This is a genomic window from Citricoccus sp. I39-566 (genome assembly GCF_031432995.1).
GTDB classification, from domain to species: Bacteria; Actinomycetota; Actinomycetes; order Actinomycetales; family Micrococcaceae; genus Citricoccus; species Citricoccus nitrophenolicus_A.
The window spans coordinates 408,700-431,979 of the sequence record NZ_CP133842.1; the positions used below are offsets into that span (position 1 = coordinate 408,700).

Annotated in this window: 20 protein-coding genes; 7 read left to right on the forward strand and 13 right to left on the reverse strand. The window is 71.5% G+C overall.

Going from position 1 to position 23,280, the window contains the following annotated elements; translation table 11 throughout:
* Nucleotides 1–2: 2 nt before the first annotated feature.
* Complete coding sequence (gene aroQ, locus RE421_RS01905) at nt 3–443, forward strand: type II 3-dehydroquinate dehydratase (RefSeq protein ID WP_309813375.1); 441 nt, start codon at nt 3–5, stop codon at nt 441–443.
* A gap of 78 nt (nt 444–521) precedes the next feature.
* Here aroQ and rlmN read toward each other — a convergent pair whose 3' ends face one another.
* The 5 genes from rlmN to RE421_RS01930 all read right to left on the reverse strand — a co-directional run bounded on the left by rlmN (nt 522) and on the right by RE421_RS01930 (nt 7,454).
* Entirely contained in the window at nt 522–1,820 is a 1,299-nt protein-coding gene (gene rlmN, locus RE421_RS01910) for a 23S rRNA (adenine(2503)-C(2))-methyltransferase RlmN (RefSeq protein WP_309817022.1), read from the reverse strand.
* 253 nt (nt 1,821–2,073) lie between these two features.
* Nucleotides 2,074–3,900 carry a hypothetical protein gene (locus tag RE421_RS01915; protein ID WP_309813379.1) on the reverse strand — a complete coding sequence of 609 codons (1,827 nt, stop codon included), beginning with the start codon at nt 3,898–3,900 and terminating at the stop codon, nt 2,074–2,076.
* Between the two features lie 193 nt (nt 3,901–4,093).
* Entirely contained in the window at nt 4,094–5,299 is a 1,206-nt protein-coding gene (locus RE421_RS01920) for an MFS transporter (RefSeq protein ID WP_309813382.1), read from the reverse strand.
* A complete protein-coding gene (locus tag RE421_RS01925; protein WP_309813384.1) occupies nt 5,296–6,102 on the reverse strand; it encodes an oxygenase MpaB family protein in 807 nt (268 codons plus the stop codon). Before RE421_RS01925 ends, RE421_RS01920 begins: the two co-directional genes overlap by 4 nt.
* Nucleotides 6,099–7,454 (reverse strand): hypothetical protein, encoded by a 1,356-nt coding sequence (locus RE421_RS01930; protein ID WP_309813387.1) that lies wholly within the window; start codon nt 7,452–7,454, stop codon nt 6,099–6,101. The genes RE421_RS01925 and RE421_RS01930 overlap by 4 nt, the downstream gene beginning before the upstream one ends.
* 246 nt (nt 7,455–7,700) lie before the next feature.
* Here RE421_RS01930 and RE421_RS01935 point away from each other — a divergent pair, with 246 nt between their 5' ends.
* The 6 genes from RE421_RS01935 to RE421_RS01960 all read left to right on the forward strand — a co-directional run bounded on the left by RE421_RS01935 (nt 7,701) and on the right by RE421_RS01960 (nt 12,694).
* Nucleotides 7,701–8,084 (forward strand): three-helix bundle dimerization domain-containing protein, encoded by a 384-nt coding sequence (locus RE421_RS01935; protein WP_309813390.1) that lies wholly within the window; start codon nt 7,701–7,703, stop codon nt 8,082–8,084.
* A 29-nt stretch (nt 8,085–8,113) separates the two neighbouring features.
* Nucleotides 8,114–8,878 (forward strand): three-helix bundle dimerization domain-containing protein, encoded by a 765-nt coding sequence (locus RE421_RS01940; protein WP_309813393.1) that lies wholly within the window; start codon nt 8,114–8,116, stop codon nt 8,876–8,878.
* Nucleotides 8,879–8,951: 73 nt separating this feature from the next.
* Entirely contained in the window at nt 8,952–9,617 is a 666-nt protein-coding gene (locus RE421_RS01945; protein ID WP_309813395.1) for a three-helix bundle dimerization domain-containing protein, read from the forward strand.
* A gap of 86 nt (nt 9,618–9,703) precedes the next feature.
* Nucleotides 9,704–10,045: a metal-sensitive transcriptional regulator gene (locus RE421_RS01950; RefSeq protein WP_309813398.1), complete on the forward strand. Its 342-nt coding sequence runs from the start codon at nt 9,704–9,706 to the stop codon at nt 10,043–10,045.
* Nucleotides 10,046–10,095: 50 nt separating this feature from the next.
* Nucleotides 10,096–10,335 (forward strand): heavy-metal-associated domain-containing protein, encoded by a 240-nt coding sequence (locus tag RE421_RS01955; RefSeq protein WP_309813401.1) that lies wholly within the window; start codon nt 10,096–10,098, stop codon nt 10,333–10,335.
* Between the two features lie 7 nt (nt 10,336–10,342).
* A complete protein-coding gene (locus RE421_RS01960; protein ID WP_309813404.1) occupies nt 10,343–12,694 on the forward strand; it encodes a heavy metal translocating P-type ATPase in 2,352 nt (783 codons plus the stop codon).
* Nucleotides 12,695–12,731: 37 nt separating this feature from the next.
* Here RE421_RS01960 and RE421_RS01965 read toward each other — a convergent pair whose 3' ends face one another.
* The 8 genes from RE421_RS01965 to RE421_RS02000 form a co-directional block, all read right to left on the reverse strand.
* The gene (locus RE421_RS01965) at nt 12,732–14,627 is read right to left on the reverse strand and encodes an FAD-dependent monooxygenase (RefSeq protein WP_309813407.1); all 1,896 of its coding nucleotides are present in this window, start codon (nt 14,625–14,627) and stop codon (nt 12,732–12,734) included.
* A gap of 29 nt (nt 14,628–14,656) precedes the next feature.
* Nucleotides 14,657–15,469, reverse strand: coding sequence for an HpcH/HpaI aldolase/citrate lyase family protein (locus tag RE421_RS01970; protein ID WP_309813410.1), 813 nt, complete (start codon nt 15,467–15,469; stop codon nt 14,657–14,659).
* Nucleotides 15,454–16,239, reverse strand: coding sequence for a fumarylacetoacetate hydrolase family protein (locus RE421_RS01975; RefSeq protein ID WP_309813415.1), 786 nt, complete (start codon nt 16,237–16,239; stop codon nt 15,454–15,456). Before RE421_RS01975 ends, RE421_RS01970 begins: the two co-directional genes overlap by 16 nt.
* 19 nt (nt 16,240–16,258) lie before the next feature.
* Nucleotides 16,259–17,425: a 3,4-dihydroxyphenylacetate 2,3-dioxygenase gene (hpaD, locus tag RE421_RS01980; RefSeq protein WP_309813418.1), complete on the reverse strand. Its 1,167-nt coding sequence runs from the start codon at nt 17,423–17,425 to the stop codon at nt 16,259–16,261.
* Between the two features lie 76 nt (nt 17,426–17,501).
* Nucleotides 17,502–19,049, reverse strand: a complete 1,548-nt coding sequence (hpaE, locus tag RE421_RS01985; RefSeq protein WP_309813421.1) for a 5-carboxymethyl-2-hydroxymuconate semialdehyde dehydrogenase — start codon at nt 19,047–19,049, stop codon at nt 17,502–17,504.
* Nucleotides 19,050–19,069: 20 nt separating this feature from the next.
* Entirely contained in the window at nt 19,070–19,765 is a 696-nt protein-coding gene (locus RE421_RS01990; protein ID WP_309813425.1) for a GntR family transcriptional regulator, read from the reverse strand.
* Nucleotides 19,762–21,345, reverse strand: coding sequence for a fumarylacetoacetate hydrolase family protein (locus tag RE421_RS01995; protein ID WP_309813430.1), 1,584 nt, complete (start codon nt 21,343–21,345; stop codon nt 19,762–19,764). Before RE421_RS01995 ends, RE421_RS01990 begins: the two co-directional genes overlap by 4 nt.
* 276 nt (nt 21,346–21,621) lie before the next feature.
* Nucleotides 21,622–23,250 carry a thiamine pyrophosphate-binding protein gene (locus tag RE421_RS02000; RefSeq protein WP_396134623.1) on the reverse strand — a complete coding sequence of 543 codons (1,629 nt, stop codon included), beginning with the start codon at nt 23,248–23,250 and terminating at the stop codon, nt 21,622–21,624.
* Nucleotides 23,251–23,280: the final 30 nt, after the last annotated feature.

Genomic DNA, 23,280 nt, shown 5'->3' on the forward strand with positions numbered 1-23,280 from the left:
CCATGACGCAGCCCATCTTCGTGCTCAACGGCCCGAACCTGAACCTCCTCGGCCAGCGCGAGCCGGAGAAGTACGGCACGGCCACCCTGGCGGACGTGCGCACCCTCTGTGAGGAGACGGCCGCAGGCCTGGGCCTCGCGGTCGACTTCCGCCAGTCCAACCACGAGGGGGTGCTGGTCGACTGGATCCAGGAGGCCCGGGACTCCGGCTCCGGCATCATCCTGAACCCGGCCGGCTACACCACCACGTCGATCGCCATCATGGACGCGCTGCTGGCCGCGGCCCGGCCGGTGATCGAGGTCCACATCACCAACATCCACCGCCGCGAGGAGTTCCGCCACCACTCCTACGTCTCCAAGGTGGCCGAGGCGGTCATCGCCGGCGCGGGCGTCCACGGCTACCGGCTGGCCCTGGAGCACATGGCCCGGCTGGTTCGGGGCTAGCGCACCGGAGAACCAGCGCCCGACGACGGCCGGCCTCTTCCAGCGGAAGGCGCCGGCCGTCGTCGTGCCGGGGCGAGGTCAGCCGCGGAGGTCGATGGACTCCGAGGCCCCGGGGCGCCGGCCCGGGCCACCCGCGGTGACGGTGCCCTCCGCGCCCTCGTCCTCGTCGCCCTCAGCGGCGAGCTGGCCACAGGCGCCGTCGATCTCCTTGCCCCGGGTGTCCCGCAGGGTGGTGGGGATGCCGGCGTCGTTCAGCCGGTTGATGAACTCATCGGTCACGTCCGGCTCGGACGAGGTCCAGATGGAGCCCGGGGTGGGGTTCAGCGGGATGGGGTTCACGTGCACCCAGCCGCGGCCGCGGGCGTTGAGCTTCTTCGCCAGCAGGTCGGCCCGCCAGGCGTGGTCGTTCATGTCCTTGATCAGCGCGTACTCGATGGACACCCGCCGGCCGGTCTGCACGAAGTAGTTGTAGGCGGCGTCGATCGCCTCGTCCGCCTTCCACCGGGAGTTCACGGGGATCAGCTCGTCCCGCAGCTCGTCATCCGGGGCGTGCAGGGACAGCGCGAAGGTCACGGGGATGCCCTCCGCCGCGAGCCTGTTGATGGCGGGTACGAGCCCCACCGTGGAGACGGTGATGTGCCGGGCGGACATGCCCAGGCCCTCCGGGGCGGGGTCCACCATGCGGCGGACGGAGGCGATCACGCGCTTGTAGTTGGCCAGCGGCTCCCCCATGCCCATGAACACGATGTTGGTGACGCGCTCGGCGTTGTGGCCGCCGTCCCGGCGCAGCCCGCCCAGGCCGCCGGAGGCGATGACCTCGTTGGCGCGGACCACCTGCTCCACGATCTCCGCGGTGGACATGTTGCGGGTCAGGCCGTTCTGGCCGGTGGCGCAGAAGGGGCAGTTCATGCCGCAGCCGGCCTGGCTGGACACGCACAGGGTCACCCGCCCGGGGTAGCGCATGAGCACGGACTCCACGAGGGCCCCGTCGAAGAGGCGCCACAGGAACTTGATGGTGTCCCCGTTGTCCGTGGTGAGCCGGCGGACCTCGGTCAGCAGCGGCGGCATCATCTCCGCGACCAGCTGCTCCCGCTGCCCGGCGGGCAGGTCGGTCATCTTCTCCGGGTCAGAGGTGAAGTGCGTGAAGTAGTGGGTGGAGAGCTGCTTGGCGCGGAAGCCCGGAAGGCCCAGCTCCTTGACCTTCGCCGCGCGCTCGGACAGCGTCAGGTCCGCCAGATGCGTCTTCGGCTGGGCCACGCGGGGCTGCTTGAACTGCAGGAGCGGCCGGCCGTCGTCGGAGGTCGGCTGCGTCCAGCCCTCCGTCTGCGGGCGGACCTGCGGGCGGCCCTCGTCCGCGGCGGCGGGGTTGGAGAGCATGCGGCCGTCCAGCGGCCCGCCGATGCCCTGGCGCTGCAGCCGGGCCCGGTCCTCGGCGATCTGGTGCGCCTCGGCCTCATCGATCAGCCCCCGCTTCGGGCGGTTGAGCTTGAGCTTGCCGTCCCGGGCGTGCTCGAGCCGGGCATCCGCGGGGTCCGCGCCGTGGTCCCCTCCACGGGGACGAGAAGTCTCAGCCATCCCCGCCATTCTCCCACGGGTGTCCAATCCGCGGGCGGGCGACTCCGGGGAACCCCTAGGGGCGCAGCCACTCCCGGGACAGCCACCGGTCCGCCAGGATCGCGCGCGAGAGGTTGACCCGGGTATGGACCCTGCCCTTCGCCGTCCGCAGGGTCATCAGGGCCTCGTGTTCCGTGTCCATGGCAGCGAGCCTGCGGATCAGGGCCACGAACCGGGGGTTCAGGAGCGTCTCCAGGCGCGGCCAGGAGGCGCACTCCAGCAGGTAGCGGGAACTGGCCGTCAGGTGGTCGTCGATGAGCGCCCGGTCCGGGACCTCCGCCATCTGGTCGGCCCCGAGGACGGTGACCGGCCGACGTTCAGGGGTGGCCGTGCGCTGGGCGAAGTCCGGGCCGCTGAGCTTCTCGGAGGGCCCGTCCCGCTCGAACCGGAACCGGCCGCCGCGGGCGAAGGGGACCGCCAGCGACTCGTTCCACACCCGGCGCATCACCAGGTACATGGCGATGTGGGAGAAGCGCAGGTAGGGAGTCAGGGCATCGGAGACGGCGGTGACCTCGGAGTCCGCGAAGGGGAAGAACACCTGGGAGTACGCGTCCACCACCACGGTGCTGGCCTGCATGTACCGGCTGGCGCGGATGTCCCGGCCGTAGGCGTAGAGGATCTCCGCCGGGGTGCTGCCGGGCATGGACTCCGCCCAGTCCAGCAGGGCCTGCGCCGTCCTCTCGTTGAGTTCGGGCGTCAGGATCTGGGCGTTGTGCGCCGCCCACTCGTGGTCCAGGTCCGCCTGGTCGATGCTCTTCTTGCGCTGGTAGAGCCCCTTGAACGTGGGCCACTGCCCGGAGGCGTAGCCCTCCCCCACCACGAAGGGGTCCGCGAAGGCGTAGGGGCCGCCGATGGCCTCGGACAGGAAGTACCCCTGGCCGTCGCGGAGGGACTGGGTGTAGGAGTCGATGACGCTGCCGGGAACGCTCAGGGCCGGCCGGACCACGGAGTGACGGATGCCGGTCATCTCGGCCAGCTGCGCCGCGACCATCACCTCCTCGCTGGCCTCGTCGCCCTGGGTCACCGCATGGAGGTCCTGCACGCCGCGGTTCCGCAGGAGCCCCAGCAGCAGGCGGCTGTCCTTGCCGCCGCTCAGGCGCAGCTGGATGGTCTTCTCGGGCAGGGCGGCCAGGAGCCGGTCGGTGGAGCGGTTCAGGGCCGCCTCGAGTTCGGCCACCCCCGGCTGGAAGGGGTCCTCCGTCGGGGCGATGGCCGCGGGGGGCCGGGCGGGCCCCTCCACCACCTCCAGCCGTCCCCCGGAGATCTTCACCGCGCTGCGGGTGGGGATGGTCGTGACGCCGGCGAAGGGGGTCTGGCCGGACATCGAGAAGCCGAAGTTGAGGGCCTCGGCCAGGTAGTCGTCGCTGGTCTTCACCGCGTCGACCTCACCCCGCGCCATGGCCAGGGCGATGGCCAGGGGCCGGTTGGAGACGTAGAGGTAGTCGGCGTCCTCGCCGTAGTGGACGGCCTCCAGGGCCGGGACCGTGTTCCAGGCGTAGATCTGCTGCCGGTTCCCGGCGATCGACATGTAGGTGCCCCCCACGGGGGTGCGCAACTCCATCGGATGGCCGAACAGCCCGGACGAACGCAGCAGCTCGTCCCCGATGCCCGGGAACGTCGCCGAGGCCCACCGGGTGGCCTTGCGGCGGGTGTGGCGCGCCGCCGTGGCCGGCCATTCGACCAGCACCGCGCCGGGGAAGGACAGGCCCCGGTGGATCACGGGCTCCTGTCCGTAGCGCGGCCCCAGGAAGGGCGTGTAGGACTCGACGGCGGCGGCGCAGACGGCCTGGAGGCCAGCCTTGTCGGCCGTGCCGCGCGGGACGATGCTCAGGAGAACGGTCACGTGGTGTGGCCTCCCTTTCACCCGGCGCACGCTGTGGGACGGGTCCGGGAACTCGGCAGGCCGGCCCTGCCCGGGCCCCCGCGGCGCGGGATCGCCGGCGGGTCGTCACCAAGGAAAACGACAAGACCCCCGGCAGGATTCACCGCAGGACCCGCTGCAGGGTCCACGGCAGGGCCCGACGCCGGCCCGCCGGCTACCCCCGGATGCTCCGGTCCCGGCCGGCGAGCCAGCCGAAGGCGGCCGCCCCGAGACCGGAGGCGGCGAACAGCCAGGCGGCGGGCCCGAAGGAGCCGGTGGAGGCGAAGATCTGGCCGGTGAGGAAGGTGCCGGCCGAACCCAGCCCGTAGCCCAGGCCCTGCATCATCCCCGAGACACGGATCGCCACGTGGGACGTGCTGCTGCGCAGGGTGATCATGGTCAGGGCCAGGGCCGTCAGCGCCCCCTGGCCCACGCCGAGCACCCCCGTCCAGAGCCAGATCCCGCCCAGGGGCCCATGGAGGGACAGGATGAACCCGCCGGCCGTCAACACGGCGGCGGCCACGTTGAGCCAGGACTGCGAGCGCAGCCGGGCCGCCCACACGGGGCCGAACAGGGATCCGGCCATCTGCACCACGATCGAGACGGCCACGATCACCCCGGCCGTGCCGCCGTCGATCCCCCGTTCGCGCAGGATGGGGGCCAGCCAGGCGAAGCACGTGAAGGACGTCATGGCCTGGCAGACCATCATGCCGGTGATCTGCCACGCCACGGGCGAGGTCAGCGGACTGCGCCCGGTGGTCGAGGTGGACACCCGGGCCGTGGAGCGGTGCCGCAGCAGCACGGGCACGAGCAGCACGGCGGCCAGCACCACGGGCACGGCCCAGAAGCCCAGCGCCAGGTGCCACCCGCCCAGCGCGCTGTACAGGGGATAGGTCAGGCCGGCGCCGAAGGCCGCGGAGCCGCAGACCGAGGTGGTGTACAGCCCGCTCATCAGCCCCACGCGGTCGGCGAAGTCCTGCTTGACGATGCTCGGCAGCACCACGTTGCACAGGGCGATCGCCGCGCCCGAGAGCACGGTGCCGGCCAGCAGCGGGATGATCGCACCGCCGTCGGGCACGGGGACCGCGCGCAGCACCAGGCCGAGCGCCAGCAGCACGAGGGAGCCGCCGAGGACCTGCCAGGTGCCGAAGCGGTGCGCCAGCACCGGGGCGAGTGGGGCGAAGACCCCCAGGAGCGTGATCGGCACGGTGGTCAGCAGCGTGACGCCCCACGCGGGCAGCGCCGTGACCGCCGTCAGCTCCGGCAGGATCGCCGAGAGGCTGGAGAAGAGGGTGCGCAGGTTGAGGGAGACCAGGACCACGCAGGCCGCCAGATAGACCCAGGAGCTGGCCGCGGGGCGGGAGGCGGTCGAGATGGTCACCCCTGCATTGTGCCAGCGCGCAACGTCCGCACCACCAGGCGCGAGGGCAGCTGCCGCACGCCGGGCGGAAGCCGCGGGTACACGGCCCGGACCGCGGCCCACAGACGTGCCTCGCGCCGCGAGTCCGCCCCGTCCCAGTCCAGTCCGAGCCCGGCCCGGATCCCTGCCGGCAGCATCCCCGCGGTCACGAACCGCACCGTCGGCATCAGCCGCCGCAGCCACCACGGCGCGTGTTCGGCCACGAACAGGTCCCGTGTGATGGCCCGCGCGTCCTCGGTCACCTCCAGGCGCACGACGGCGGCCGCCCAGTACCGCTCGAAGGCCGCCCGGTCGCTCGGCCACAGGGCGGCGGGCATCCCCAGCAGGGTCCCGAGGACGGCGTAGTCGCGGTAGATCCTCTCGGCGTCCTCGGGCTCCAGTTCGCCCCAGATCCGCCGGCGGGACTGCTCGGCGGCCCGGTAGAGGGTGGCCGCGACCCACAGCTGCGCCTGCGGATCGGCGGCGGAGTACTCCCGGCCGGCGGCGTCGGTGCCACGGACCGGGGCGTGCGCGGCGCCCACCCGGGCGGCGATCCGCGCCCGCGCGGGCTCCGCCTCCGGCAGCACGGCGGCGTACACGAACTGGAGGGTGTGGCGCAGCCGCCGCAGCGGGTCGGCGGCGAAGTCGGAGTGGCGTGCCACCCCGGCCCCCACGGGGCGGTGGGCGACCTGCAGCAGGATGGCCGTCCCGGCACCGGCCAGCACCACGGCCTCCCGGGCCAGCTCCACCGTGGTGGTCGGGCCACGCCGGGATCCGCCGGTCACGGCCGCCGCCCGTCTCCGTCAGACGCGTGGGGTCCCACCTGCCACCCGCGGAAGGCGGGCCGGCCGTCCGGCTGCAGGGCCGGCGTCGTGCGTGCTGCCGTGCCGGGCCCGGGCGCCGGCGTCCTCCCCGCGCGCGGCGCCGTCCCGGATCCCACGGCCCCAGCCGCCTCCTCGACGGCCTCCTCGCGGGCCTGGTCGCCCATGCCGGCCTCGGTGAGCACGGCATCGAGGTTGCGGATGAAGACCACGAGCCAGGCGTAGATGACCCCGCCCATGGCCAGCTCGAAGCCGGTGAGGTTGTAGTAGCGCAGCGGGAACCACAGCAGGGTGGCCATGATGCCCAGGGCCAGCATGAGGTAGGTGCCCACGTAGACCGCGGCCGGGAAGCCGGGCAGCCAGAGCTGGATGGATGCCAGCAGGACGATGAACACCACGCCGAGGACCCGGATGAAGGTCGAGTGGACGGGGTCGGAGAAGTTGATGGGGACCACGCCGGCGCCCATCATGCACAGCCCGATGATGAACAGGGACCAGCGCAGCACCCCGATCCGGGCCTTGCGGACCCCCATCCTGGCCTGGGCCCGGGCCCAGGAGAACAGGTCCTGGGTGATGAAGGAGGACAGGGTGGTCAGCACCAGTCCGGACACCGTGAGGGTGGTGTTGAAGGTCCAGAAGGACAGGATCCCCGCCTGGCCCGTGCCGAGCTCGGAGAAGAACGCGTGCCACCAGAAGGGGTTCTCCGCCAGCAGCATCGAGACGATCATCCCGGACGCCATGAACAGTGCCAGCAGCGTGGACAGCGAGCGCGTGGAGATCCGGGCGGAGGAGTTGAACCCGAGGTAGCCGGCCACGGAGCCGGTGATCGTGAGCATCACGGTGGAAGCGATCCCGTCCACAGTCAGGCCGGTGAAGGACTCCTGGAACAGCCGGAACAGGGCCAGGCAGGCCATCACGGCGATCGAGGCGTGCACCACCACGAGCCCCACCGCGTCCCCCACCATCCAGGCCCAGTGCCGCTGGATCATCCACTGGTGCGTGGTGCGGGTGGAGCGGGCCAGTCCCACCAGGCAGGCCAGGCCCGCGGCCGCGGCGGTGAGGATGGCGGCGGCGGTGCCCACCGAGAAGTCGCCGGACAGTGGCGCCCGGCGCCCGAGGAAGACCAGGATCCCGACGGCGGCGCCCGCCACACCGGCGGCGATGGCCACCCAGATGGCGAGGGACTCGCGGGCCACCGGGCTGGTCAGTCGGCGGATGGACAGCAGCCGGGAGAGCGGTCCGGAGCCGCCCTCCGGGGCGCGGGTCAGGGGCCAACGGCCGGTGGCGGTTTGCGGGGTTGCACTGAAGTCCGTCACGCTCGCCGATTCTGGCACGTCCGGGTTAATCGGGGGGACGCGCGGCGACTCGGGCGGTCGGGACGGCCTCAACGGCGTGCTGACAGGGCGCTCCTCCGGGTGTCCGGGCAGGGAATCGCCCACGGGTACTACCGGTGCGATGCCGAATAGACTATGCTGATTCATGTTCCGTTTACCTTTTGTTCATCTGATGAGGGGAACGGACCCGCCGACGAGAGGTCGCCGGGACCACTGAAGGAGGTGCCCATGACCACCCACGTCATGACCGAGTATTCGCGTTCCACCGCGGACCAGGCCCGTCCGGCCGGGCGCCACGCCGCCCCCGCCCCCGCAGGGAACGGCCTGGACGGCTCGCTGCCGACCGGGCCCAACCACATCCTGCATGCCCGCGTGCTGGCCCGGGCCACCCAGCGCCTGCAGACCAAGTACGCCGCACTGGAGCAGGAGGTCGTCCGCTCCGCGGTCAGCGCCGCCTATCGCGAGCTGGACCGGACCGCGCGCCTGAAGACCTACCTGCCCACCCTGGCCGTCCACCGTGCCGAGAACACCCTGCGCGGACTGGCCGCCGGTGTCGCCGAGGGCGTGACCCACCGCGAGGGGTTGACCGAGGCGGTTCCGGCCGCCGCCTGATCCCCGCACTCCCTGCCGAAGGAGCTGTCATGAACGGGAACCACACCAGCCACGAGCCGTCGCCGCATCACAACGCGGACCCCGGCGCCGTCATCCCCGCCCTGGACCGCCACGTGCTGGAGCGGACCGCCGCCCACCTGCACGAGCGCTTCGCCCGGGTGGCCGACCGGCCGACCGTGGACCGCATCCTGGCGGAGTCCTACCGGGAGATGGACCGGCGGGCCACCGTGAAGACCTACCTCCCCCTGCTGGCGGGTCACTTCGCGGACAGCCAGCTGCGGTCCCTCGGCATCGCCCAGGGGATCATCGAGTCGCCCCTGCCGCGGGTCCTGTTCATCGACGATGCCAATGCCGGACGGTCCCAGATGGCCGCCTCCCTGCTGCTCAAGCACTCTGCGGGGCGGATCACCGCCCGCTCCGCCGGGCTGGCGCCCGCCGGGCACCTCTACGAGGACGCCGTGGCCGTCATGGCCGAGATCGGCGTCCCCCTGGACCACGCCTACCCCAAGCCCCTGTCCGTGGACGTGCACCGGGCCGCGCAGCACGTGGTGACCCTCGGCTGCGCGGGGCAGGTGGAGCAGCTGACCGGCCAGCACTACCGCGACTGGGACATCCCGAACTTCGTGGGCCGGTCCCTGGAGGACATCCGCGCCATGCGGGACGACCTCGAGCGGCGGGTCCTGGATCTGATGCGGGAGATCGGGGTCCCCGCCGACGCCGGATCCGGTGACGGTCAGGCCGCCGGCCGCGCAGACGGCCGACGGGAGCATCCGCCCCTGTCGATGAGCGCCTGAGGACCTTGACCGGTCCGCCCACCCCGGACAGCATGGTGCTGGACAGCCCACCACCAACACCTCTGGAGTGATGATGGACCAGGACACTGCCCCGCACGCCACCGCCGCCACCCGAGCCCTCGACCGCAACGTCCTCGGCCGCACCGCGGCCCACCTCTACGAGCGGTACGCGGACGTGGTGGACCGCGAGACGGTCGACCGGATCGTCCAGGAGTCCTACGAGGAGCTGGACCGGACCGCCGCCGTCAAGACCCACCTCACCGCCTCCGCCGGGAACTTCGCAGACCACCGCCTGCGCTCGATCGCCATCGCCCGGGGTGCCATCGAATCCACCTCCCCCCGCGTGCTCTTCGTGGACGACGCCAACGCCGGCCGCTCCCAGATGGCCGCCTCGCTCGTCCTCAAGCACTCCGCCGGCCTCGTCACGGCCCGCTCCGCCGGCGTGGAGCCCGGCGGGCGGATCTATGACACTGCCCTGGAGGCCATGGACGAGGTCGGCGTCTCCCTCGAGCACGCCTACCCCAAGCCCCTCTCCGCGGATGTGCACGAGGCGGCGCAGTTCGTCATCACCCTGGCCTGCGCCGATCAGGTCCAGCGGATGGAGGGCAAGGACTACCGCGACTGGGACATCCCCAGCCTGGAGGGAAAGCCCCTGGAGGAGGTCCGCCGCGTGCGCGACGAGCTCGAGGCCCGCGTCCAGGAACTCATCCGAGAGATCGGACCCGACGCCGAGGCCTGAGCGCCACACTCCCGCGCCCGCCGCCGGGCAGTCATACCCCCTAGGGGTACTTGAGTTTATACCCCCAAGGGGTATATGGTGGCGTCATGAGCACAGCGATCGAGGCCCAGCCGGATCCCGCAGACGGGCACGCCCACCACGGTTACAGTCCGGACAAGGACGCCTACCTCAAGCGGCTGCGGCGCATCGAGGGACAGGTCCGGGGCATCTCCCGGATGGTCGACGAGGACCAGTACTGCATCGACATCCTGACGCAGGTCGCGGCCGCCACGAAGGCCTTGCACGCCGTCAGCCTCGGTCTGCTCGAAGACCACATGGGCCACTGCGTGGCCGATGCCGCCCGCGAGGCCCGGGACACGGGCAACGACGAGGCCGTCCAGGCGAAGGTCGCCGAGGCCACCGCCGCCATCGCGCGGCTCATGCGCTGACGCCCCGGCCCGCCAGCACCGTAACCATCACCCTCTGGAGGAGAATCACCATGAGCACCACCGACCTCAAGATCAACGGCATGACCTGCAACCACTGCGTCGCGAGCGTCACCGAGGAGCTCCAGGAGCTGCCGGGCGTCACCGGGGTGGAGGTGAACCTCGTGGCCGGCGGCACCTCCACGGCCACCGTGACGACCACCGCGCCAGGCGCGGTCGCCCCCGAGGACCTGAAGGCCGCCGTCGAGGAGGCCGGTTACGCCATCGCCACCCCCGGACTGGACCTCGCCTGAGGCCGCCATGACGCAGACACCGACCACCCGGCGGGTGGACCTGGACATCACGGGCATGACGTGCGCCTCCTGCGTGGGGCGGGTGGAGCGCAAGCTCGGCAAGCTCGAGGGCGTCACCGCCTCGGTCAACCTCCCCCTGGAGTCCGCCGCGGTCACGGCCCCCTCCTCCGTCACGGACGAGGAGCTCGTGGCGGCCGTGGACCGGGCCGGCTACACGGCCACCCTCCGCCGCGCACCAAGTGACCCCGCCCCCACACAGGTGACGTCCGCCCGTCACTCTGTGCCCGAGGAGGGGGAGGGACATGACCACTCCGACCAAGCCGCACACGGAGAGCACAGCGACCACAGCGACCACAGCGACCACCTGAACCATGGGCCGTCCGGGGACGTGATCCGCCCGCGGCTCATCGGGGCCGCGATCCTGACCATCCCGCTGTTCCTGGTCTCCATGGTCCCGGCCCTGCAGTTCCCGCACTGGGGCTGGGTCGCCCTCGTCCTGGCCACCCCGGTGACGTTCTGGTCCGCGTGGCCGTTCCACACCGCCGCGTTCAAGGCCGCCCGGCATGGCTCCTCCACCATGGACACGCTCGTCTCCATCGGCGTGCTGGCCGCATGGTCGTTCTCCACGGTCGAGCTGCTCCTGGACCCCGGCATGACGGCGATGGCCGGCGCAGCCCACGGCGGCGGCATGGCCTCGATGGCCGATCATCAGCTGTACTTCGAGACGGCCGGCGTGGTCACCACCTTCCTGCTGCTCGGCCGCTGGCTGGAGGCCCGCGCCAAGAAGCAGGCCGGGGCGGCCCTGAAGTCCCTGCTGGACCTGGGCGCCAAGACCGCCACCGTGCTGCGGGACGGGGTGGAGACCACCGTCCCCGCCGCCGAGCTTGTCCCGGGCGATGAGTTCGTGGTCCGCCCCGGGGAGAAGGTCGCCACGGACGGCTACGTGGTCGCCGGCCACTCAGCGGTGGATACCTCCGTCGTCACGGGCGAGTCCGTCCCCGAGGAGGTCGGTCCGGAGGACACCGTCACCGGCGCCACCGTCAACACCTCCGGCCGACTGCTCGTCCGCGCCACGCGCACCGGCTCGGACACCACGCTCGCCCAGATGGGCCGGCTCGTCTCGGATGCCCAGACCGGCAAGGCCCCGATCGCCCGGCTGGCGGACCGCATCTCCGCGGTCTTCGTGCCGATCGTGCTGGTGATCGCCGTCATCACCTTCGCCCTCTGGCTCCTCCTCTCCGGTGACCTGCATGCGGCCTTCCGCGCCGCCGTCGCCGTCCTCGTCATCGCGTGCCCCTGCGCGCTGGGCCTCGCCACGCCCGTGGGCCTGCTGGCCGGCACCGGCCGCGCCTCTCAGCTGGGCATCCTCATCCGCGGCCCCGAGGTCCTCGAGGACACCCGCACGGTGGACACCATCGTGCTGGACAAGACCGGCACCGTCACCGCCGGTGACCTCGCCGTCACCTCGGTGACGCCCCTGGACGGGCACGACGCCGGCCACCTCCTCCTGATGGCCGGTGCGGTCGAGGCACATTCCGAGCACCCCATCGCCACCGCGATCACGGCGGCCGCCCGCGAGGCGAACGGCGGCACGGTCCCCGACGTGGACGGCTTCGAGTCGGCTGCCGGCGGAGGCGTCCGCGGCACGGTGCTGCCGCACACGGTGGCGGCGGGGCGGTCCAGCTACATCGTCACGCAGCTGAACTCTGGGGCCCTGACGGCCGAGCAGGAGCAGCGGCTCGCCGAGGCCGAGCAGGCCGGGGCCACCGCCGTGTGGATCTCGGTCGACGGTCGGGTTGCCGGGATCATCTCACTGCAGGACACGGTCAAGGAGTCCTCGGCGCCCGCCGTCGCCGAGTTCAAGCGCCTGGGCCTGCGCCCGATCCTGTTGACCGGGGACAACGCCGCCGTCGCCGCCCAGGTGGCGGCCGCCGTCGGGATCTCGCCGGAGGATGTGTTCGCCGGGGTTCGCCCCGAGGACAAGGTGGCCAGGGTGACCGAGTTGCAGCGGGCCGGCCGAGTGGTGGCCATGGTGGGGGACGGCGTGAACGACGCCCCGGCCCTGGCCCAGGCGGACCTGGGGATCGCCATGGGTTCCGGTACGGACGTGGCCCGGGAGGCCGCGGACATCACCGTGATGGGCTCCTCGCTGGGCCAGGTGGTGCAGTCGGTGCAGCTCAGCCGCAAGACCCTCGGCATCATCAAGTCCAACCTGTTCTGGGCCTTCGCCTACAACACCATCGGCATCCCGGTGGCCGCCGTCGGACTGCTCAACCCCATGCTCGCCGGCGCCGCCATGGCCCTGAGCTCGGTGCTGGTGGTGGCCAACTCGCTGCGGCTGACGCGGTTCGCCCGCTGATCGGCCGAGCGAGCACGGGGAGAGGAGTAGGCCGGGGTCACGGGGTGAAGATCGGCTCGAAGAAGTCGGTCAACTCGTCCGTGGCGCTCAGCGGGAGCACCGCGGAGACGTACTGGTCCGGGCGGACCACCACGATTACGCCGTCGCGGCGCAGGCCGCGCGCCTCGAAAAGGTCGTCCTCCGGGTCCACGCCCCAGACCTTGTTGAGGTTGGAGACCTGGAGCCGGCCGACCTGCGGACGGAAGATCGAGGGCGTCTCCATCAGCTCCACCTCCTCGTGGGGCTGCTGGTAGACCACCTGGACGTCGAACAGCGCGTCCAGATCCCGGCCTGCGGGGGTGAAGCGCCGGACCGGGGAGGCCTCGGAGTCCAGCCAGTCGGCCCAGGTCCGCAGGGCCGAGTCCTGGGCGGAGGACAGGGCGGCGTCGGCGAAGGCGTAGATCCGCCAGCGCCCGTCCGCCGCGTGCTGATGCCCGAAGCGGTGCGGAGTGGTGTCGGCGACGCGCTTGGCCGGGTGCGCCTTGAAGCGCTTGCCGAGGGGGAACCCGCTGGCCAGCGCCTGGTGGGAGGCCTCGGACACGAGCATCCCGGCCGGGTACTCCGTCATGAAGCCGGCCGGGAACTCCGCGGTCTTCTGGTAGAAGTCCTCCAGCGCGGTGGAGCTCTCCAGCTCCTCCGGCTTGGCGGCCATCATCGAGGACCACTCACGGTCGAAGTCGATGAGCTTCTGGGCCACCGGCTGCCGCTCGGCCGAGTAGGTGGACAGCAGCGATTCCGGGCTGAGCCCGGTCAGCACATGGCCCAGCTTCCACCCCAGGTTGAACGCGTCCTGGATGGAGACGTTCATGCCCTGCCCGGCCTTCGCCGAGTGGGTGTGGCAGGCGTCGCCGGCGATGAACACGTGGGGATGCCGCCGGCCGACATCCTCGGCCGACACGTCGTCGAACCGGTCGGTCACCCGGTGGCCCACCTCGTAGACGCTCCACCACGCCACGTCCTTCACGTCCACCGTGTAGGGCGAGACGATCTGGTTGGCCTGGGCGATGATCGACTCGATCGGGGTCTTGCGGACGGCACCGGCGTCATGCTGGTCCACCTCGCCGAGGTCCACGTACATCCGGAACAGGAAGCCGCCCTCGCGCGGGATGTGCAGGATGGAGCCGTGCTCGGATTGGATGGCGCACTTGGTGCGGATGTCCGGGAAGTCGGTCTCCGCGATGACGTCCATGACGCCCCAGGCGTGGTAGGACACGGCACCCACGTGCTGGGCGCCGATGTCCCGGCGGACCTTCGAGTGCGCGCCATCGCCGCCGACCACGTACTTCGTGCGGATGGTGCGGGTCTCGCCCGGGTTCACGCCGGACTGCGCGGTCTCGCCGGTGCGCTTCAGCGTGACGGTCACGGGGTACTCGCCCTCGCCGACCTCCAGGGACACGAACTCCCAGCCCCAGTAGGGCTCCGTGCGGGACGGCGCGTGACGGGCGAAGCGGGCGAAGTAGTCCAGCACCCGGGCCTGGTTGACGATCAGGTGCGGGAACTCGCTGACGCCGGCCGGGTCGTCCACGGCCCGCGCGGTCCGGATGATGTGGCCGCTCTGGCGCGGATCCGGCTTCCAGAAGTTCATCTCGGTCAGGTGGTACGCCTCCGCGACGATCTCCTCGGCGAACCCGAAGGCCTGGAACGTCTCGACGCTCCGGGCCTGGATGCCGTCGGCCTGGCCGATCTCCAGACGCTGCGGGCGGCGGTCGACGAGGCAGGTCATCACCTCGGGGAAGCTGGCCAGCTGGGCGGTGGCGGTCATGCCGGCCGGTCCTGCGCCGACTACCAGGACGTCCATGGTCTCGGGCAGCTCGGGGGAACGGTCCACGCCCACTCCGGCGGCGGGCTGGACCCGCGGGTCCCCGGACACGTACCCGTTGTGGTGAAACAGCATGTGGTCTCCTCTACAGGTGTTCTAGCGTTCTATTCGGCGGTGCCGGTGGCACACCAGGCGTCGGCGAGGGCCTCGGTGGCACGGGCCAACAGGGCGACGTCGGCCCCGACGTTGACGAAGTCGGCGCCGGCGGCCAGGTAGTCCCGGGCCTGGTCCGGGGCGAAGGCGTTGACTCCGACGAACCTCCCGGCCTGCCGGGCCTGCCCGATCACGGTCTTCACCGCGGCGACGACGTCCGGATGGTTCTGCTGGCCGATCAGGCCCATGGAGGCGGCCAGGTCGGAGGGGCCGATGAAGATCCCGTCCACGCCGTCCACGGCCGCGATCTGTCCGGCGGCGGCGACGGCGGCCGCGGACTCGATCTGCACCACGAGGGTCACGAGGTCCCCGGCCCGGGCCAGGTAGTCCGGGACCCGGTTCCAGCGCGCCGAGCGCGCCAGGGCCGAGCCGACCCCGCGCATCCCGCGCGGCGGGTAGTGCATCGCGCGGACGGCCCGCTCGGCGTCTTCGGCACTGTCCACCATCGGGATGACGAGGGACTGCGCCCCCAGGTCCAGGTACTGCTTGACCAGCACGGGGTCCAGGGCGGGCACCCGGGCCACGGGGATGACCGGGTATCCGGCCATGGCCCGCAGCTGGGACTGGATGGTCTCCAGGCCCAGCGGGGCGTGCTCGCCGTCGATCAGCAGGAAGTCCAGGCCGGCGGAGGCGCAGATCTCGGTGACGGAGGGGTCGGCCGAGTTGATGAACATCCCGGCCGGGGCCCGGCCGTTCCGGCCGGCGCGCGCCTGCGCGCTGAACAGGTCCTTGAAGCTCGGCTGCGGCTCTAGGCGAATCGGCATGTCACGGTCCCCAGGTTCCCGTAGTCGGCGTAGACGGTGTCCCCCGCGTAGACCCACATGGGCCGGGTGAAGGAACCGGCCAGGATGATCTCCCCGGCCTCCAGCACGTCCCCGTGCCCGGCGATCCGGTTCGCCAGCCAGTGCACCCCGTTGGCCGGGTGGTTGAGCACCCCGGCGGCCACGCCCGTCTCGATGATCTCCTGGTTCCGGGACAGCATCCCGGCGACCCAGCGCAGGTCCACGGCGTCGGGCGCCACCGGGCGGCCGCCGAACACCATGGCGCCCATCGCGGCGTTGTCGCTGATGGTGTCGGTGATCGTGCGCCCCTCCATCTCGATCCGGGAGTCCAGCACCTCCAGCGCCGGCACCACGTACTCGGTGGCCCGCAGGACGTCGAACAGCGTCACCCCCGGGCCCGCGAGGGTGTCCTTCAGCACGAAGGCCAGCTCCATCTCGACCCGCGGATGCGTGTAGCGCGACCACTCGAAGACGTGGCGGGACTCCATCACCATGTCGTCGAAGATGACCCCGTAGTCCGGTTCATCGATCCCGGTGGCGTCCTGCATGGCCTTGGAGGTCAGGCCGATCTTGTGACCGACCTTCGTCCGGCCGGCGTCGATCTGCCGCTGGGCCCAGATCCCCTGGACCGCATAGGAGTCCTCGATCCCCATGTCCGGGTACCGCGCCGTGAGCAGCGGAACCGGCGTCCGGTCCTCGCCGGCCCGGTGCAGCTCGTCGGCGATAGCGACGTGCGTCGAGTGGTCAAGCATGTCCGTGCCTCCCCCGCCTCTACAGTTGGTGTCCGAGTTTGAAGCCCTTGGCGGCCTCACCCTGGTAGGTGCCGTCCGCATCCCCTTCACGGGTGTAGGAGAAGCCGTCGGCGCCGATGGTCACGTCCATCTCGGACTTCTCCTCGCGGGCCGTGACCTCCTGCGGCGTGCCGTCCAGGTCCAGCACGAGCGAGGCCTCGGTGTACCAGGAGGGGACCACGGGGTTGCCCCAGAAGTCGCGGCGCTGGTTGTCATGCACGTCCCAGGTGACCACGGGGTTGTCCGGGTCGCCGGTGTAGTAGTCCTGGGTGTAGATCTCGATCCGGTGGCCGTCCGGGTCCAGGATGTACAGGTAGAACGCGTTGGACACGCCGTGCCGGCCGGGCCCGCGCTCGATCCGGTCGGAGATGCGCAGGGCGCCCATCTTGTCGCAGATGGCCAGGATGTTGTGCTTCTCGTGGGTGGCGAAGGCGACGTGGTGCATGCGCGGGCCGTCGCCACCGGTCATGGCCGTGTCGTGCACGGTCGGCTTGCGCCGCATCCACGCGGCGTACACCGTGCCCTCGTCGTCCTGGATGTCCTCGGTGACACGGAAGCCCAGGTCCTGCATGAACTTCGTGGCCCGCGGCACGTCCGGGGTGACCTGGTTGAAGTGGTCCAGGCGGACCAGCGCCCCCGGGGTGTACAGGTCATAGCGCCAGGCCAGGCGCTCCACGTGCTCCGCCTCATGGAAGAACTCGTAGGGGAAGCCCAGCGGGTCCTCCACGCGCACGGAGTCGCCGATGCCCTTCGTGAAGCCCTCCTTCCGGCGCTCCACGCGGCAGCCGAGCTCCTCGTAGAAGGCCACGGCCTTGTCCAGGTCCTCCGGGCTGCGCACGCGGTAGGAGAAGACGGCGACGGCGGCCACCGGACCCTTGCGCAGGACCAGGTTGTGGTGGATGAACTCCTCCAGCGACCGCAGGTAGATGGTGTCCTCGTCCTCCTCGGTCACGGTCAGGCCGAGCACCTCCACGTAGAACTCGCGGGAGCGCTGCAGGTCCGTGACCACGAGCTCCATGTAGGCGCAGCGCAGGATGTCCGGGGCCGGGGCCTGCGGGGTCGGGACGGGGTTGTCGGCGACGATGGGGGCTTCCTGGGAGACGTAGAAGCCGGAGGACGTCATCGTCCGGTCATCGAGGTGGGTCATGATGGTCCTTACTCTGTGGGGGAAGACGGGGAAGGCTGCGTGGACAGCCGGCGGGGTACGGAGCGGCCGGGGCCGGTCACGCCTGGAGGTCCTCGGCGGCTTCCTCCTGCCGGCCGAAGACCGGGTTGTGGACCTCGCCGAGGTTGATGTGCACGGCCTGCTGGTCGGTGTAGAAGTCGATCGAGCGGTAGCCGCCCTCGTGTCCCAGGCCGGAGGCCTTGACGCCGCCGAAGGGGGTGCGCAGGTCGCGGACGTTGTTGGAGTTCAGCCACACCATGCCCGCCTCCACGTTCTGGGCGAAGTTGTGGGACCGCTTCAGGTCGTTCGTCCAGATGTACGCGGCCAGGCCGTACTTGGTGTTGTTGGCCAGCTCGAGGGCCTCCTCGTCCGTGTCGAACGGGGTGATGGCCACGACGGGTCCGAAGATCTCCTCCTGGAAGATCCGGGCGTCCGGGGCGACGTCGGCGAAGACGGTCGGCTGGATGAAGTTCCCCTCCGGGAACTCCTCGGGCCGGCCGCCCCCTGCCGTCAGGCGCGCCTCGGACTTGCCGATCTCCACGTAAGACATGACCTTCTCAAAGTGCTCCGGGTGGACCAGGGCACCGACCTCGGTGGACTCCTCGTGCGGCAGGCCGACCTTCACGCGCTTCGCCTGGGCCGAGTAGCGCTCCACGAACTCGTCGTAGATGCCGCGCTGGACCAGGATGCGGGAGCCGGCGGTGCAGCGCTCGCCGTTGAGGGAGAAGACGCCGAAGACGGTGGCGTCGATCGCGGCGTCCAGATCGGCGTCCTCGAAGACCACGGCCGGGGACTTGCCGCCCAGTTCCATGGAGAGGCCCTTCAGGTAGGGCGCTGCATTGCCGAAGATGATCTGCCCGGTGCGGGACTCGCCGGTGAAGGAGATCAGCGGCACGTCCGGGTGCTTGACCAGGGAGTCTCCGGCGAAGCCCTCCTCGCCATAGCCGTGGACCATGTTGAACACCCCGGCCGGCAGACCGGCCTCCTCGAAGATGCCCGGCCAGAGGGAGGCGGACAACGGGGTGAACTCCGCCGGCTTGAGCACCACGGTGTTGCCCGTGGCGATGGCCGGGCCGAGCTTCCAGGACTCGAGCATGAACGGGGTGTTCCACGGGGTGATGAGGCCGGCCACCCCGATCGGCTTGCGGTTGACGTAGTTCGCCTGGCGGCCGGGGACCTTGAAGGCGTCATCGTGCTGGGCCACGATCAGGTCCGCGAAGAAACGGAAGTTCTCGGCGGCGCGGCGGGCCTGACCCAGGGCCTGGGAGATCGGCAGCCCGGTGTCGTAGCACTCCATCTCGGCCAGCTCCTGGCCGCGGGTCTCCACGATGTCCGCGATCTTGTGCAGCACCCGGGAGCGATCGCGCGGGAGCATGCTCGGCCACGGGCCGTTCTCGAAGGCTTCCTTGGCGGCGGCCACAGCGGCATCGATGTCCGCGACCTTGCCGGAGGCGGCCTGCACGTAGGGCTGGCTGGTGACCGGGTTCAGCACGTCGAAGGTGTCCCCGTCGATCGAGTCGACGTGCTGTCCGCCGATGTAGTGCTGGATCCTCGACGGAAGGTTCGCGGGAACGAAGTCAGTGCTCTGGGCAGACGTGTTAGCCATGGGAGGGGTCCTCTCGGTCGTCAGACAGATGAGTCGGCGTCGCCGTTGCTCGCGGCGACGTGGTCCAGGTAGGCGTTCAGGGTGTTGAGTCGGTGGTGGCGGGCGGCCTGCTCCACCGCGGCGAACTCCGCGCCGTCGGCGATCAGGTCCAGCAGCTGATCGTGTTCGGCCACCGAGCGGTCGGCCCGGTGGGGGACGTAGGCGAAGGTCGAGGAGCGCAGCGCGGCCAGGCGGGCCCAGCCCCGGTGGACGAGGTCCAGGATGTGGCTGTTCTGGTGGTGCTCGAACAGCACGGAGTGGAATTCCTTGTTGAGCCGCGTGAACTCCAGGGCGTTGAAGTCCGTCAGGAGTCCTCGCATCCGCTCGTTGATGGCCCGCGCCCTCTCGATCTCCTCCGCGGTGACCAAGGGGGCGCACAGTGCCGTGGAGTATCCCTCCACCAGCGCCAGCGTCTCCATGGTGTCGTGGTAGATCTCCGGGTCGATCCCGATCACGGTCGCCCCGACATTGCGGGTGTAGGCCACCACCGACTCCGACTGCAGGCGCCGGATGGCCTCCCGCACGGGGACCACGGACATCTCGAGTTCGGCGGCGAGCTGGGCGAGCACCAGCCGGGCCCCGGGGGCATAGCGCCCGGCATTGATGCCGGACAGGATCCGCTGGTAGGCCACATCCGCCTTGGAGGAGGCGGCGGTGTTGGCCGCGGTCACGGTCATCGCTCGGCCCGGTTCGGGCGGGACGCGCGGTACTCCTCGTACCTCGACTTCCACTCGGCGTTCGGCGGGAACAGCCCGTCCACCGGGTGTCCCGCCTCGACCTGCTCGTAGACCCAGGCATCCTGCTGCTCCTGCTCCCACGCGGCGTCGACCACCTCGGCCAGCAGGGCGGGGGGAACCACCACGACGCCGTCGTCGTCACCGATGATGATGTCCCCGGGCTGGACGGTCGTGCCACCGCAGGCGATCGTCCCACCCACCTCCCACGGGATGTGGCGCCGGCCGAGGACGGCCGGGTGCGCGCCGTTGGAGTAGACCTGCAGGCCCACCTCGGCGACTGCCGCGGAATCCCGCACGCCGCCGTCGGTCACCACCGCCGTGGCGCCGCGGACCTGGGCGCGCAGCGCCAGGACGTCCCCGAGGGTGCCGGTGCCCGTCTCGCCGCGGGCCTCCATGACCACCACGTCGTCCGGCTCGACGGTGTCCATGGCGCGCTTCTGGGCGTTGAACCCGCCGCCGAAGCGCTTGAACAGGTCCTCGCGGTTGGGCACGTAGCGCAGGGTCTTGGCGTAGCCGAGGATGCGCTGGCCCGGATGGGTGGGCCGCACGCCGTCGATGGTGGCATTGTCGATGCCCCGCTTGCGCAGCTGGGCCGTGAGGGTGGCGACCGCGGTCTCCCCGATCCTGGCCCGCAGCTCGGCGGTGAGCAGGGTGCGGTCCGCGGCGGGGGCGTCCGGCACGTAGCGATAGGGCCAGACGCCGGCCTCCTCCGCCTCGGCCGGCAGTCCGGCGGCCTCGCGCGAGCCCCAGGCCTCCGCACGCTGGGCGTCGTCCACCTGCGGCTGGGCCCCGAAGTCGGGCAGGGCGCGGCCGGAAGATCGCACGGGGGTGACGAGGCGGCCGGTGCTGGGGGCGCCGGGAGCCTGCGGGGCGTCCACCTCGACCTCGACGACGTCGCCCGGCTGGGCCACGGAGGAGCCGGCCGGGGTGCCCGTCAGGATGACATCCCCGGCCTCCAGGGTCATCAGCTGGGAGAGGTCGGCGATCAGCTGGCCGAAGGGGAACACGAGCCCCTCGGTGGTGTCGTCCTGCGTCAGCTCGCCGTTGACCCAGGTGCGCACCCGCAGCTGCTGGGGATCCAGGCCGGCGGCCGGGATGACGTTCGGCCCGAGCGGGGTGTAGCCGTCACCGGACTTGTTCTTGAGATTCGAGCCCTTGTCCGCATGGCGCAGGTCGTACAGGCCCCAGTCATTGGCCGCGGTGATGCCGGAGACCTTGGACCAGCCCTCCTCGGGGGACACCCGGCGGCAGGTCTCGCCGAGGACCAGGGCGATCTCGCCCTCATAGGCCAGCAGCTCGGTACCCTCGGGGCGCTCGATGGCGTCGCCGCTGCGGGCCACGGAGGAGCCTGCCTTGAGGAAGTAGCCCGGGAACTTCGGGGACCGGCCGCGCTGGGCGATCCGCGAGGGGTAGTTCAGGTGCAGGGCGATGATCTTGCCGGGGCGGTGCTGTCGATCGGAGAAGTCCACCGGGCTCGGGGCCTGGCTGTGCTGATGGTCCGCTGCGGGTGTCTCGGTCATGGTCTCCTGCTCCTGTCGGCGTCCGGGTCCAGTCAGGCCGTCGGTGTCGCACCGCCCGCTGGACCCCGGGCCCGCTGTGGCGCCCGTCTCATTGCAGCCTGATCGTATACGATCCAGCGTGACCTTGAACACCCCCTACCTTCCCGGGCGTGGTGGACGCCACTCAGCGTGGCCTGTCCCGCCCCACCAGACAGGGCTGGGGCAGGACATTCCGTCCCGGCCCCAGCCCTGTCTTCTGCGGTGTCTGGCGTGCTGCGTCCCTCCGCCGACCCGCCCTCAGTCCACGGGCAGCGGCCGCGGGGCCGGGACCGCGCCGGCCATGGACTCGGCCATGTACTCGGCCACGACGTCCTGGGAGATCGGCAGGTCCAGCACGAACACGCCCTCGGCGCCCCGGACCACCCAGTCCCGCAGAGCATCCAGGTCCTGCAGGCTGCGCGCCTTGATCCCCTCGGCCCCGAAGGTCCGGCCCACGGCGGCGAAGTCGACCTCGTCGATGAGCATGGCCCGCTCGTCCAGCCCGCGCGCGGCGTACTGGTGCAGCTCGGCCCCGTAGGCGGCGTCGTTGAAGACCACCACCACGCCGGAGCGGGCCTGCTTCACGAAGCTCTCCAGGTCGGCCAGGGCCATCAGGCCGCCCCCGTCACCGGTCACCAGCACGGTGGTCCGGTCCGGCCGGGCCATCGCGGCGCCGACGGCGGACGGGAATCCGAGACCTATCGACTGGAAGGCCGTGCCCACGAACGTGTGGGAGCGGGCGTCCGGAACGGAGCACATCAGTGGGATCCAGCCGATGAAGTGCCCGCCGTCCTGCACGAAGGTCCGCTCCCGGGGCAGGATCTCCTCCAGGGCCAGGGCCATGGCCCGCGGGTCCAGTCGGCCGTCGGCGGCCAGCCCGTCTTCCGAGGGGGCCAACCGGGGAGCCGGCGGAATCGGCTGGCGGGCCCGCCAGCCGCCGTCAGCCCGGCCGTTCTCGGCCGGGCTGGCGCCGACGCGGCCCATGAGCGCCCGGAGGGCGGTGCCGGCGTCGGCCGGCAGGAAGTGCGCGGTGCGCTGATGCCGGCGCGCCGGGTCCACGTCGACCTGCAGCACGGTGGCCTCCGACCCGAAGACCGTGCCATAGCGCATCTGGAAGGGGTTCATACTGGCACCGACCACCAGCACCACATCGGCCTGGCGCATGATCTCCACCCGCTCCAGGCGGCCGAAGCCACCGGCGATGCCCAGGTCGCCCTCGGGGCCGGCCACCGTGCGGGCCATCACGGAGGTCGCCAGCAGGGCCCCCAACCGGTCGGCCAGGTTTCGCATCGCCTCGGGGCCGCCCGGGGAGTCCAGCACGCCCCGGCCGGCGACGAGCAGTGGCCGCTCCGCCGTGCGCAACGCGGCGACCAGCGGCTCGAGGTCAGCTTCGGCCGGCGCATCACCGGCGGTCCCTCCGTCGGCCGGCGAGCCTCCGGCGCTCTCCGCCGAGGGGCCGGCCGGGGTGCGGACCGGCACTTCCACCAGGTCGTAGGGGATCGCGACGACGACGGGGCGCCGTCCGGACGCGGCGCGGGCGTAGGCGTCGCGCACCTGGGCGGCGGGGTCCTGCTCATCCAGGCGGACGGTCTCCACGCCGGCGGCAGCGGCCATCCCGACCTGGTCGATGTCGAAGTAGCGCGGCCCCGTGGTGGGGGCGTCTCCCACGATCAACACCAGCGGGATCCGCGCCAGGGAGGCCTCCGCCAGGGCGGTGAGGGTGTTGGTGAAGCCGGCACCGTAGGTGACGGTCGCGGTGCCGACCCGACCCGAGGCCCGGTAGTAGGCATCGGCGGCGGCGACCGCTCCGGCCTCATGACGCACGGTCACGAGCGTGAATCCCGTGCTGGTCAGTTCACTGATCAGGTGGGCGTTGCCGTTGCCCATCAGGCCGAAGAGCAGCTCGGCGTGCTCCCG

What these genes read in the sequence shown, in the direction of transcription:
- aroQ (WP_309813375.1), top strand. Translation starts at nt 3, where the DNA reads ATGACGCAGCCCATCTTCGTGCTCAACGGCCCGAACCTGAACCTCCTC.
- rlmN (WP_309817022.1), bottom strand. Translation starts at nt 1,820, where the DNA reads ATGCTCTCCAACCCCGCCGCCGCGGACGAGGGCCGCCCGCAGGTCCGC.
- RE421_RS01935 (WP_309813390.1), top strand. Translation starts at nt 7,701, where the DNA reads ATGACCACCCACGTCATGACCGAGTATTCGCGTTCCACCGCGGACCAG.
- RE421_RS01940 (WP_309813393.1), top strand. Translation starts at nt 8,114, where the DNA reads ATGAACGGGAACCACACCAGCCACGAGCCGTCGCCGCATCACAACGCG.
- RE421_RS01945 (WP_309813395.1), top strand. Translation starts at nt 8,952, where the DNA reads ATGGACCAGGACACTGCCCCGCACGCCACCGCCGCCACCCGAGCCCTC.
- RE421_RS01950 (WP_309813398.1), top strand. Translation starts at nt 9,704, where the DNA reads ATGAGCACAGCGATCGAGGCCCAGCCGGATCCCGCAGACGGGCACGCC.
- RE421_RS01955 (WP_309813401.1), top strand. Translation starts at nt 10,096, where the DNA reads ATGAGCACCACCGACCTCAAGATCAACGGCATGACCTGCAACCACTGC.
- RE421_RS01960 (WP_309813404.1), top strand. Translation starts at nt 10,343, where the DNA reads ATGACGCAGACACCGACCACCCGGCGGGTGGACCTGGACATCACGGGC.
- RE421_RS01965 (WP_309813407.1), bottom strand. Translation starts at nt 14,627, where the DNA reads ATGCTGTTTCACCACAACGGGTACGTGTCCGGGGACCCGCGGGTCCAG.
- RE421_RS01970 (WP_309813410.1), bottom strand. Translation starts at nt 15,469, where the DNA reads ATGCCGATTCGCCTAGAGCCGCAGCCGAGCTTCAAGGACCTGTTCAGC.
- RE421_RS01975 (WP_309813415.1), bottom strand. Translation starts at nt 16,239, where the DNA reads ATGCTTGACCACTCGACGCACGTCGCTATCGCCGACGAGCTGCACCGG.
- hpaD (WP_309813418.1), bottom strand. Translation starts at nt 17,425, where the DNA reads ATGACCCACCTCGATGACCGGACGATGACGTCCTCCGGCTTCTACGTC.
- hpaE (WP_309813421.1), bottom strand. Translation starts at nt 19,049, where the DNA reads ATGGCTAACACGTCTGCCCAGAGCACTGACTTCGTTCCCGCGAACCTT.
- RE421_RS01990 (WP_309813425.1), bottom strand. Translation starts at nt 19,765, where the DNA reads ATGACCGTGACCGCGGCCAACACCGCCGCCTCCTCCAAGGCGGATGTG.
- RE421_RS01995 (WP_309813430.1), bottom strand. Translation starts at nt 21,345, where the DNA reads ATGACCGAGACACCCGCAGCGGACCATCAGCACAGCCAGGCCCCGAGC.
- RE421_RS02000 (WP_396134623.1), bottom strand. Translation starts at nt 23,250, where the DNA reads ATGGGCAACGGCAACGCCCACCTGATCAGTGAACTGACCAGCACGGGA.